Below are 11,026 nucleotides of genomic sequence, written 5' to 3'. Positions count from 1 at the left end.
GATAACCGCTGAAAGCATCTAAGCGGGAAGCCTGCTTCGAGATGAGGACTCCCACCCACTTGATGGGGTAAGGCTCCCAGTAGACGACTGGGTTGATAGGCCGGATCTGGAAGCACGGTAACGTGTGGAGGTGACCGGTACTAATAGGCCGAGGGCTTGTCCTCAGTTGCTCGCGTCCACTGTGTTAGTTCTGAGGCAACGACCGTGTTTTTTTCCGGTCTAACTTCATAGTGTTTCGGTGGTTATAGCGTGAGGGAAACGCCCGGTTACATTCCGAACCCGGAAGCTAAGCCTTACAGCGCCGATGGTACTGCAGGGGGGACCCTGTGGGAGAGTAGGACGCCGCCGAACTCCTTTTAGAGCGCTGGCTCTTGGGCATGCAGCCCGAGAGCCAGCGCTTTTTTGCGTTGAGGTAGGGTCAGGGGGCATCGTAGGTACGTTTCCCACAGGAGGCCCCCGGGTGGAGGTCCAGGAGACCCGTGTTCAGACGAACCGGGTCCTCACCATCCCCAACATCCTCAGCATGGCGCGGCTCGTTGGGGTGCCGCTGTTCCTGTGGCTGATTCTCAGGCCTGAGTTCGGTGGGCCGAAGAGTGACGGCTGGGCACTTCTGGTGCTGGCTCTGAGCGGCGTCAGTGACTACCTGGACGGCAAGCTCGCCCGGCGCTGGAACCAGGTCAGCAGCCTCGGCCGGCTTCTCGATCCCGCGGCCGATCGGCTCTACATCCTCTCGACTCTGGTCGGCCTCACCTGGCGCGAGATTCTGCCAGTCTGGTTGACCGCTGTACTTTTGGCGCGAGAACTGGTTCTGCTGGTGATGGTGGGCATTCTCAGGCGTCATGGCTATCCGCCGCCGCAGGTGAACTTCCTTGGGAAGGCAGCTACGTTCAACCTGATGTATGCCTTCCCGTTGTTGCTGCTCAGTGACGGAAGTGGCTGGATCCCGTCACTCGCTGCTATTTTCGGATGGGCGTTCGCCGGATGGGGTACAACGCTGTACTGGTGGGCAGGAGTCCTCTACGTGGTACAGGTCCGCCGCCTAGTCCGAGCGGACGCCATGGCCGATGGAACTCGCGGATTGAAGCGGGCGTAGCGGCTCGATGGCCCGCGGCGGAAAAGTGCGGGACAATCTGGACGGGTGAAGTCGGCTAGACCGTCGTCTCTTAGAGGAGGACGCTTCCGACATGAAGGCCGTCGTGATGGCCGGAGGCGAAGGCACACGCCTTCGCCCCATGACCTCAAGCATGCCCAAGCCGCTCCTGCCGGTGGTCAACCGGCCGATCATGGAGCACGTTCTGCGGCTGCTCAAAAGGCATGGGCTGAGTGAGACCGTCGTAACTGTGCAGTTCCTGGCCTCGCTGGTCAAGAACTACTTCGGTGACGGTGAAGAGCTCGGAATGGAGCTCAGCTATGCCAATGAGGAGAAGCCACTCGGTACCGCCGGAAGCGTCAAGAACGCCGAAGAGGCGTTGAAGGACGATGCTTTCCTCGTCATCTCCGGTGATGCCCTGACCGACTTCGACCTCACTGAGCTGATCAATTTCCACAAGGAGAAGGGCGCGCTGGTCACCGTCTGTCTGACCCGTGTGCCCAATCCACTGGAATTCGGCATCACCATTGTCGACGAGGAAGGCCGGGTTGAGCGCTTCCTTGAGAAGCCGACCTGGGGGCAGGTCTTCTCGGACACCGTGAACACCGGCATCTATGTCATGGAGCCCGAGGTCTTCGACTACGTCGAGGCCGATGTGCCCGTGGACTGGTCCGGCGATGTCTTCCCGCAGCTGATGAAGGAAGGCAAGCCGATCTATGGGTATGTCGCGGAGGGATATTGGGAGGACGTCGGTACTCACGAGAGCTATGTGAAGGCGCAGGCCGACGTCCTGGAGGGCAAGGTCGACGTCGAGATCGACGGCTTCGAGATCTCGCCAGGCGTGTGGGTGGCGGAGGGCGCCGAGGTGCATGCCGACGCCGTTCTCCGGGGGCCCCTGTACATCGGGGACTACGCCAAGGTCGAGGCTGGTGCGGAAATCCGGGAGCACACTGTCGTCGGCTCGAACGTCGTCGTGAAGAGCGGGGCGTTTCTGCACAAGGCTGTCGTGCACGACAACGTGTATGTGGGGCAGCACAGCAATCTGCGCGGTTGCGTCGTCGGGAAGAACACCGACATCATGCGTGCCGCTCGGATCGAGGACGGCGCGGTCATCGGTGATGAGTGCCTGATCGGTGAAGAATCGATCGTCCAGGGCAATGTGCGCGTCTATCCGTTCAAGACCATCGAGGCCGGCGCCTTCGTCAACACCTCGGTGATCTGGGAGTCGAGGGGCCAGGCGCATCTCTTCGGTGCTCGTGGTGTCTCCGGAATCCTGAACGTGGAGATCACGCCCGAGCTCGCCGTTCGCCTCGCCGGCGCCTATGCGACGACCCTGAAGAAGGGGTCCACCGTCACCACCGCCCGTGACCACTCCCGTGGTGCTCGTGCGCTGAAGCGGGCAGTCATCTCCGCGCTGCAGGCCAGCGCCATCGACGTACGAGATCTGGAGAACGTACCGCTGCCGGTGGCGCGGCAGCAGACCGCGCGGGGCAGTGCCGGCGGGATCATGATTCGGACGACGCCCGGGGTGCCGGATTCCGTGGACATCATGTTCTTCGACGGGCAGGGTGCTGACCTGTCGCAGGGCAGCCAGCGGAAGCTTGACCGGGTTTTCGCGCGGCAGGAGTACCGGCGTGCGTTCCCGGGAGAGATCGGGGATCTGTATTTTCCGGCGAGTGTCTTCGACTCGTACACCGGGTCGTTGTTGCGGAACGTCGATACGACCGGGATTTCGGAGTCGGGGCTGAAGGTCGTCGTGGACGCGTCGAACGGCAGCGCGGGGCTTGTGCTGCCCAGCCTGCTCGGGAAGCTCGGTGTGGACTCGCTGACCATCAACCCCGGTCTCGACGAGTCCAGGCCCACCGAGTCGGCGGATGCGCGGCGGTCGGGGTTGGTGCGGCTGGGAGAGATCGTGGCGTCCGCGCGGGCGGCGTTCGGGGTGCGGTTCGATCCCGTCGGTGAGCGGCTGTCGCTGGTCGACGAGAAGGGGCGGATCGTCGAGGACGACCGGGCCCTGCTCGTCATGCTCGACCTCGTGGCCGCGGAGCGGCGCAGTGGGCGGGTCGCGCTGCCGGTGACGACTACACGGATCGCCGAGCAGGTGGCGGCGTATCACGGGACGCAGGTGGAGTGGACGACCACCTCGCCGGATGATCTGACCCGGGTCGGTCGTGATGACACGACGATCTTCGGAGGTGACGGCAGGGGCGGCTTCATCGTCCCTGAGTTCAGCAGCGTCTTCGACGGTACGGCGGCCTTCGTACGGTTGATCGGGCTGGTGGCGCGGACGCAGCTCACGCTCAGCCAGATCGACGCGCGGATTCCGCGGGCGCATGTCATCAAGCGGGATCTTGCGACTCCCTGGGCCGTCAAGGGCTTGGTGATGCGGCGGGTCGTAGAGGCTGCCGGAGATCGCTTTGTCGACACGACCGACGGTGTTCGGGTCGTGGAGACCGACGGGCGTTGGGTGATGGTGCTGCCCGACCCGGCCGAGGCGGTCACCCATCTGTGGGCGGAAGGGCCGGATGACGCGTCCGCGCAGGCTCTGCTCGACGAGTGGGCGGCGGTCGTGGACAGCGCCGGTCGCTGAGACCCTCGCACGCGCGCGTGCCGGACAGGCGCCTCCAGGGGCCTGTCCGGCACGCCGGTGGGGCCATTCGGAGGTATCGGCCGCGACGTGCGACGATGTGCGGCATGCCGCAGCCCCCCGTTCGGAGCACACCTACGCGCCCCTCGCGCCCGGACGCGTCCATGTCGCTGCTCACCAACGTCATGGATCACAGCCTCGACGACGGGTACGCCGAGGCCGCCGCCCGGAAGAAGGCTGCGGGTGACGGGGGACTGCCCAAGACGCTGAGGGCGAAGCTCGGGCTCGCCGCCGGTCTGGTGCTCGCGGCGCTCGTGGTGACCGTGGGAGCGGCGCAGGCGCGGGTCGCGGCGCCCGTCATGGCCAAGGAGCGCGAGGAACTGATCGACCGCATCGACCGTGAGACCGCGGCGGCGGACAAGCTGGAGGGGACCGTCGACAAGCTGCGCGACGATGTGAGCGCGCGGCAGCGCGAGGCGCTGAAAGCGACCGGCGACAGTGATCAGGCGGAGCTCGTGGGCATCTTGTCGGGCGCTGTCGAGGTGCACGGGCCTGGTGTGAAGCTGGTCGTGAACGACGCCAAGGAAGCTTCCACGGGCGGCGACGGCAACCCGCGCGGGGCGTCCGGGTTCTCCGATACCGGGCGGGTGCGCGACCGTGACATGCAGCGTGTGGTCAACGGGCTGTGGGAGTCGGGCGCCGAGGCGATCTCCATCAACGGGCAGCGGCTGACGGCCCTGTCGGCGATCAGGGCCGCGGGTGACGCGATACTGGTCGACAACAAACCGCTGGTTCCGCCGTACACGGTGCTCGCGGTGGGGGACGGGGAGCGGCTCAGCGCGAGGTTCCAGGACAGCGCCGACGGGCTGTATCTGCATGCCCTGCAGGAGAACTTCGGGGTCAGGACCAGCATTTCGGTGCAGGACGACCTCCGGCTCCCTGCCGCACCGAGTGTGATCGTACGTACAGCACAGCCGAACACCGAGAAAACCGGGAAGGGCACATCGTGATCGCCGTACTGGGCCTCGTCGTGGGAGTCGTGGCCGGCCTGTTGGTCCGGCCTGAGGTTCCGGCGGTCGTCGAGCCTTACTTGCCGATCGCCGTCGTGGCGGCTCTCGACGCCGTCTTCGGAGGTCTGCGGGCCATGCTCGACGGGATCTTCGACGACAAGGTCTTCGTCGTGTCGTTCCTGTCCAATGTGGTCGTGGCCGCGCTGATCGTCTTCCTGGGCGACAAGTTGGGCGTGGGCGCCCAGCTGTCCACCGGTGTCGTCGTCGTGCTCGGCATCCGTATCTTCTCGAACGCCGCGGCGATTCGCCGGCACGTGTTCCGGGCGTGAGGCCGATGAACAGCCATGACGAGACGCCCGAGAACAGGCTGCGCAAGGAGCTGCCCGAGGAGGTGCCGGCCGACGGCGCGTCCGAGGTCGTGGACGCTCCCGAGGAGCAGCGGAGCGAGCTGACCGGGCGGCAGCGGCTGGCGAAGGGGCTGTGGCCGCCGCGCGTCACCAGGGCCCAACTGATCGTCGCCGTGCTGCTGTTCGGCCTCGGCTTCGGTCTCGCCGTCCAGGTCGCCTCGAACAGCGACGGTGACAGCGCCCTGCGTGGCGCACGTCAGGAAGATCTCGTTCGCATCCTCGATGAACTGGATGACCGTACTCAGCGTCTTGAGGACGAGAAGCAAGGTCTCGAGAAACAGCGCGACGAGCTGGAGAACAGCTCGAACCAGGCCGAGGAGGCTCGCAAGCAGACGGTCGAGAAGGAGAGGCAACTCGGCATTCTGGCGGGCACGGTGGCCGCGCAGGGACCTGGCATCACGATGACCATCGACGACACGAAGGGGACGGTCGAGGCGGACATGCTGCTCGACGCGATCCAGGAGCTGCGCGCGGCCGGCGCGGAGGCGATCCAGGTGAACGGCGTACGCGTTGTCGCAGGCACGTATCTGACGGATTCCGGCAACAGCGTGAGCGTCGACGGGAACAAGATCAACGCTCCCTATCGTTTCAAGGTCATCGGCAAACCGCAGGACCTCGAACCGGCGCTCAACATCCCTGGAGGCGTGGTGCAGACTCTTGAGAAGGAGCAGGCCACCGTGACCATCGAGCGGTCGGACAAGATCGTCGTGGACGCCTTGCGAGCAGCGAAGCGGCCTGACTACGCTCGGTCGTCCTCCCAGTGAACCGGGGGTGCATGGGGGACGTCCGGCGAGGGCATGAGGTTGCGGGGGGTCGGCGCACCGAATGGGTGGTGCGTGGTGGAAACTGTCTGGTGGAGACGGACGTTGTGAGGGTGTCCGGGTCGGTCAGAGAGTGCAGTCAGGGTTCGTCCTGCCCCACGGGCGGGTCTGTTTCGGTCAAGGGGAATCGCCCGTGAAGTTGTTTGCGAAGTTGTTCGGCAAGAGCGCGCGAGAGGGCAGCGACAACGCGACCGCTCGTCATCGCGCACAGGGGGACGATGAGGGCCAGCGCCCCCTGTTCAGGGATCAGGTGCCTGGGCCGGGCGGTGACATTCCTGGAGGTCAGGGCGCGCCGTCAGTTGACCCTGCCCGGTCCGGCGGCATAGGTTTCGGGCAACCGTCAACCTCAAGTACGGGTGGAGGGTTTTCCCCGATGTCGGCCCTGGTGTGTACGAGGTGCGGTAACCGCAACGCGGAGAACAGCCGCTTCTGTTCCAACTGCGGCGCGCCGCTGCGGGCCGGTGCGGCCCCCGAGCGTCCGTCCGAAACGACCTCCACGATCTCCATTTCCGGTCTTGAGGCCTACGACGCCGAGTCCACCGGCCAGACGCAGATTCCGGCGCTGTCTCCCGAGGCCCAGGCGGCCGTCGACGCGCTTCCGTTGGGTTCCGCGCTGCTGGTGGTGCGCCGTGGACCGAACTCGGGCAGTCGATTCCTGCTGGACGGCGATCTGACCACGGCCGGGCGGCACCCGCAGAGCGACATCTTCCTGGACGACGTGACGGTCTCGCGTCGGCACGTGGAATTCCGTCGCAGCCCGGACGGCTCGTTCACGGTGGCCGACGTCGGCAGTCTGAACGGCACGTACGTCAACCGCGAGCGGATCGACCAGGTCGCTCTGAACAACGGCGACGAGGTCCAGATCGGCAAGTACCGTCTGGTGTTCTACGCGAGCCAGCGGGGCTACTGACCCTCCCCCGGAGCCCGTCCGGGGAGACCCAGGGAAGGTCCATGCTGAAATCACCGAGCGGCGGTGCCGGGCACGGCATCGCCGCCACGGACAGTCGGCTGATGAGCATCGGCACAGTGCTGAACGCGCTGCGCGAGGAATTCCCTGACATCACCATCTCCAAGATCCGCTTTCTGGAGTCGGAGGGTCTCGTCGAGCCTCAGCGGACCCCCTCGGGGTACCGCAAGTTCAGCGCGCACGACGTCGAGCGGCTCGGACACGTGCTGAGGATGCAGCGGGACCACTATCTGCCGCTCAAGGTGATCCGAGAGCACCTGGACGCCATGGAACGCGGGGAGGCCGCACCGCTTCCGACCCTGTGCCGTCAGCGTGACGGCGAAGCCGCCGTCCTGGAGCCGGCCGAGAGGCGCACGGCGGCCCGGATCGGGCGGACGCAACTGCTCGCCGCCGCCGAGATCGGTGAGCAGGAGCTCGAGGAGTGGGAGTCGTACGGGCTGATCACTCCGCTCCCGGACGGGGCGTACGACGCGGAGGCGGTCACCGTGGCCTCGCTCGTCGCCGAGCTGGGGCGCTTCGGGATCGAGCCGAGGCATCTGCGGGTGATGAAGGGCGCCGCCGACCGTGAGGCGGGGCTCGTGGACCAGGTCGTGGCCCCGCTCAGGCGGCACCGCAATCCGCAGACCAGGGCGCACGCCGAGGCCCGTGCGAAGGAGCTCGCGGGGCTCACGGTGAAGCTGCACGCCGCGCTGGTGCAGACCGCTCTCGGGGTACGGCTGCCCTGAGCGGGGACATGCACATGAAGGCCGGATCGGCCACCCGTTCTCGGCCCGACTACCCAAACGTCCCGAGCACGGCCTAGGGTTGCTGTGTGAACGAGCTCGATGTCGTAGGTGTCCGGGTCGAAATGCCCTCCAACCAACCGATCGTGCTCCTGCGCGAAGTGGGAGGCGACCGCTACCTCCCCATCTGGATCGGGCCGGGGGAGGCGACGGCGATCGCTTTCGCCCAGCAGGGCATGGCCCCCGCGCGACCGCTGACCCACGACCTGTTCAAGGACGTGCTGGAGGCCGTCGGCCAGGAGCTCACCGAAGTACGCATCACGGACCTGCGTGAGGGCGTCTTCTACGCCGAGCTGGTCTTCGCCAGCGGCGTCGAGGTGAGCGCCCGCCCGTCCGATGCCATAGCGCTGGCCCTGCGCACCGGAACGCCGATCTACGGCAGCGACGGGGTGCTCGACGACGCGGGCATCGCGATCCCGGACGAGCAGGAGGACGAGGTGGAGAAGTTCCGCGAGTTCCTCGACCAGATCTCGCCCGAGGACTTCGGCACCAGCAGCCAGTGAGGCGGCGTGGGCGGCGGCCCGGCGGACTCGCGGTCCGTGGTGGTACGGCCCACAGTCGGTTACGGCTCAAATGCCGGTATTTGCCAGCGGCGAGCGCGAGCGTCCTACGCCCTGCTCCGAGCGCATTCGGCTAGCCTTTCCCCGCGGTGGGGTACGGGAAACCACTCCTAGGGTGATTATCACTCGGCGTGCCGAGTGTGGCGATCGTTGACGCACCCCTGGTGACTGCCTACCGTCGAGAAGGCAGGTCAAGGACGGAGGTCGGCGTGAGAAGCAGCGGCGACGGTACGGCTGGGGGTGCCCCCGGACGCAGTTTCGGGGCGAGCGGTCCGTACCCGCTTCAGAGCCCGCTTCAGGGCAGCGCGGCCGATCACGCTACGCAGCGACCGACGGCCGTGCCGAGCAGCGGCGGAGGGGCGGCGTCCATGGAGACCGAGCAGATCGGCTACCGCGGTCCGACGGCGTGTGCGGCCGCCGGCATCACGTACCGGCAACTGGACTACTGGGCGCGCACCGGCCTCGTCGAGCCGAGCGTGCGGCCTGCGTACGGGTCGGGAACCCAGCGGCTCTACAGCTTCCGGGACGTTGTCGTCCTGAAGATCGTCAAGCGGTTCCTCGACACCGGTGTGTCGTTGCAGAACATCCGTACCGCCGTGCAGCATCTGCGGGAGCGGGGCTTTCGTGATCTGGAGCGCATGACGCTGATGAGCGACGGCGCGACGGTGTACGAGTGCACGTCGCCGGATGAGGTGCACGCGCTCCTCCAGGGTGGGCAGGGGATCTTCGGGATCGCCGTGGGGGTGGTGTGGCGGGACGTCGAGAGTGCCTTGTCGCAGCTGCACGGGGAGCGGATCGACACCGGGGAGACGCTGGTCGGGCACAATCCGGCGGACGAGCTGGCTCGGCGGCGTAACCGGGCCGGCTGAGCCGTTCGTCTCGTCTTTGCGGTATTCGCCCAGGTGTCTCGGGGATCGGTCGGCGTTGGTCGACCGGGCGGTCGAGGTTCGACGGTCTGCGGGTCAGGCAGTGTGTGGGTCAGGCAGTCTGTGGGTCAGGCGGGCGCAGCAGGGCATTGTCAGTGGCGTGAGGCAGCATCGGAGATGTGAGAAACGCGCCCACGATCCTGCATCTCGACATGGATGCCTTCTACGCCTCGGTGGAGCAGGCATCCAAGCCGAGCCTGCGCGGGAAAGCCGTCATTGTGGGTGGGCTCGGGCCGCGGGGAGTCGTCGCCACCGCGTCCTATGAGGCTCGGGTTTTCGGGGTTCACTCGGCGATGCCCATGGCACAGGCGCGCCGGCTGGCGCCGAATGCCGCGTATCTCGTGCCGCGCTTCGGGATCTACCGTGACGTCAGCGAGCAGGTGATGGCGCTGCTGCGGGAGCTGTCGCCGCTGGTGGAGCCGCTGAGCCTGGATGAAGCCTTCGTGGATCTGGAGGCCGGGGGAGCGGCTTGGGACGAGGGGTCCGCGCGGCTGGTGGGGGCGAAGCTTCGCGCTGACATACGTGCGGTCACCGGGCTCGCCGGGTCGGTGGGGCTGGCCGCGTCCAAGATGCTGGCGAAGATCGCCTCGGAGCAGGCCAAGCCCGATGGGTTGGTGCTGATCGAGCCCGGGACCGAGCGGGAGTTGCTCGGGCCGATGTCCGTGCGGACGTTGCCGGGGGTGGGGCCGGCGACCGGGGACCATCTGCGGCGGGCCGGGATCCACACGGTCGAGGAGATCGCCGAGGCGGGTGAGGACGAGCTGGTAAGGCTGCTGGGCAAGGCTCATGGGCATGCCCTGTACGCCATGGCGCTGGCGCACGACGAGCGGCCGGTGGTGGCCGAGCGGGAGGCCAAGTCGGTGTCGGTCGAGGACACGTATGACGTGGACATTCACGACCGGGTTCGGGTGGGCCTGGAGGTGCAGCGGCTCGCTGATCGTTGTGTGCGGCGGTTGCGTGGGGCGGGGTTGTCGGGGCGGACCATCGTGCTGAAGGTGCGGCGCTACGACTTTTCGACCTTGACGCGGTCCGAGACGCTGCGTGGGCCCACGGATGATCCGGCGGTGGTGCGGGAGGCTGCGGCGCGGCTGCTGGAAGCCGTGGACACGACGGGTGGGGTGCGGTTGCTGGGGGTCGGGGTCAGTGGGCTGGCCGACTACACGCAGGAGGATCTGTTCGCGCAGGCCGCGGGGGAGCAGGTCGATCACCTCGAGGAGGTGGGTGACCAGGAGGAGCCTGTGGAGGAGCGGCACGACGTCCCTGTCGAGCGGCGGTGGTCTGCGGGGCACGATGTGCGGCATGCCGAGTATGGGCACGGGTGGGTGCAGGGGAGTGGGCTGGGGCGGGTGACTGTGCGGTTTGAGACGCCTGAGTCGGCGGAGCCGGGGCGGGTGCGGACGTTTCGGGTCGACGATCCGGAATTGGAGGGGGCGGATCCGTTGCCGTTGGTGCGGCGGAGACCTGGGGGGTCTGGGGGAAGTGGGGGAGGCGGTGGATCTGGGGGTGGTGTCTCTGAGGCTCGTGGGGATGGTGTCTCTGAGGCTGGTGGGGCTGGTGGGGCTGGGGCATTAGGGGTGGGGGAGGCTGGTCTGCGCGGGGCGAGTGCAGGAGTGGCAGAGGGGCCTGTGGTGCCTGGGTAGGGGCACGGGGGCGGGGGAATGCGGTACAGCGTTTAAGCGGCCGTGCGGTTCCTGGTGACTTGCCCGGCGTGGGGGTTCTGTGGGGCGGGGTCGCTCGCCCGCGCTGGCGGGGGGCCGCTGCGCCCACCCGTGCCGCCCCAGCGGCACGACTGCCCGCAGCTACGCAGGCTGGTGGCGGCCCGTGCTGTGGTGGTCTGTGGCTGCGGTTGGCGGGGTGGTCCGTGGCGTGGTGGTGC

At 67.2% G+C, this 11,026-nt stretch carries 10 protein-coding genes and 2 rRNA genes; all 12 read left to right on the top strand.

All coding sequences use genetic code 11. From position 1 onward, the window contains the following. Nucleotides 1-164 (top strand): 23S ribosomal RNA (locus tag EHO50_RS43780); the annotation flags it as partial. A 70-nt stretch (nt 165-234) separates the two neighbouring features. After that, nucleotides 235-351: ribosomal RNA gene (gene rrf / locus EHO50_RS43775) — 5S ribosomal RNA — on the top strand. A 109-nt stretch (nt 352-460) separates the two neighbouring features. Further along, entirely contained in the window at nt 461-1,093 is a 633-nt protein-coding gene (clsA, locus tag EHO50_RS43770; protein WP_128437471.1) for a cardiolipin synthase ClsA, read from the top strand. 91 nt (nt 1,094-1,184) lie between these two features. Then, the gene (locus tag EHO50_RS43765) at nt 1,185-3,680 is read left to right on the top strand and encodes a mannose-1-phosphate guanyltransferase (protein WP_128437470.1); all 2,496 of its coding nucleotides are present in this window, start codon (nt 1,185-1,187) and stop codon (nt 3,678-3,680) included. A gap of 95 nt (nt 3,681-3,775) precedes the next feature. Next, nucleotides 3,776-4,687, top strand: coding sequence for a DUF881 domain-containing protein (locus EHO50_RS43760; protein WP_128437469.1), 912 nt, complete (start codon nt 3,776-3,778; stop codon nt 4,685-4,687). Continuing rightward, nucleotides 4,684-5,016, top strand: coding sequence for a small basic family protein (locus EHO50_RS43755; protein WP_003988855.1), 333 nt, complete (start codon nt 4,684-4,686; stop codon nt 5,014-5,016). Before EHO50_RS43760 ends, EHO50_RS43755 begins: the two co-directional genes overlap by 4 nt. A 5-nt stretch (nt 5,017-5,021) precedes the next feature. Continuing rightward, nucleotides 5,022-5,858: a DUF881 domain-containing protein gene (locus EHO50_RS43750; protein ID WP_128437468.1), complete on the top strand. Its 837-nt coding sequence runs from the start codon at nt 5,022-5,024 to the stop codon at nt 5,856-5,858. A 61-nt stretch (nt 5,859-5,919) separates the two neighbouring features. After that, the gene (locus EHO50_RS43745; protein WP_128437467.1) at nt 5,920-6,825 is read left to right on the top strand and encodes a zinc-ribbon and FHA domain-containing protein; all 906 of its coding nucleotides are present in this window, start codon (nt 5,920-5,922) and stop codon (nt 6,823-6,825) included. 41 nt (nt 6,826-6,866) lie between these two features. Next, entirely contained in the window at nt 6,867-7,607 is a 741-nt protein-coding gene (ftsR, locus tag EHO50_RS43740) for a transcriptional regulator FtsR (protein WP_128437466.1), read from the top strand. Between the two features lie 86 nt (nt 7,608-7,693). Next, entirely contained in the window at nt 7,694-8,167 is a 474-nt protein-coding gene (locus EHO50_RS43735; protein ID WP_004002801.1) for a bifunctional nuclease family protein, read from the top strand. Between the two features lie 266 nt (nt 8,168-8,433). Beyond that, a complete protein-coding gene (locus tag EHO50_RS43730) occupies nt 8,434-9,093 on the top strand; it encodes a MerR family transcriptional regulator (protein WP_128437465.1) in 660 nt (219 codons plus the stop codon). Nucleotides 9,094-9,269: 176 nt separating this feature from the next. Beyond that, the gene (locus EHO50_RS43725; RefSeq protein WP_246101848.1) at nt 9,270-10,790 is read left to right on the top strand and encodes a DNA polymerase IV; all 1,521 of its coding nucleotides are present in this window, start codon (nt 9,270-9,272) and stop codon (nt 10,788-10,790) included. Nucleotides 10,791-11,026: the final 236 nt, after the last annotated feature.

Source organism: Streptomyces cyaneus (genome assembly GCF_004028635.1).
In the GTDB taxonomy this organism is placed as follows: domain Bacteria; phylum Actinomycetota; class Actinomycetes; order Streptomycetales; family Streptomycetaceae; genus Streptomyces; species Streptomyces cyaneus.
The sequence above is the reverse complement of the archived record's forward strand: the minus strand, read 5'-3'. Positions and strand labels throughout refer to the sequence as shown.

What these genes read in the sequence shown, in the direction of transcription:
- EHO50_RS43745 (WP_128437467.1), top strand. Translation starts at nt 5,920, where the DNA reads ATGGGTGGTGCGTGGTGGAAACTGTCTGGTGGAGACGGACGTTGTGAG.
- EHO50_RS43760 (WP_128437469.1), top strand. Translation starts at nt 3,776, where the DNA reads ATGTGCGGCATGCCGCAGCCCCCCGTTCGGAGCACACCTACGCGCCCC.
- ftsR (WP_128437466.1), top strand. Translation starts at nt 6,867, where the DNA reads ATGCTGAAATCACCGAGCGGCGGTGCCGGGCACGGCATCGCCGCCACG.
- EHO50_RS43765 (WP_128437470.1), top strand. Translation starts at nt 1,185, where the DNA reads ATGAAGGCCGTCGTGATGGCCGGAGGCGAAGGCACACGCCTTCGCCCC.
- EHO50_RS43750 (WP_128437468.1), top strand. Translation starts at nt 5,022, where the DNA reads ATGAACAGCCATGACGAGACGCCCGAGAACAGGCTGCGCAAGGAGCTG.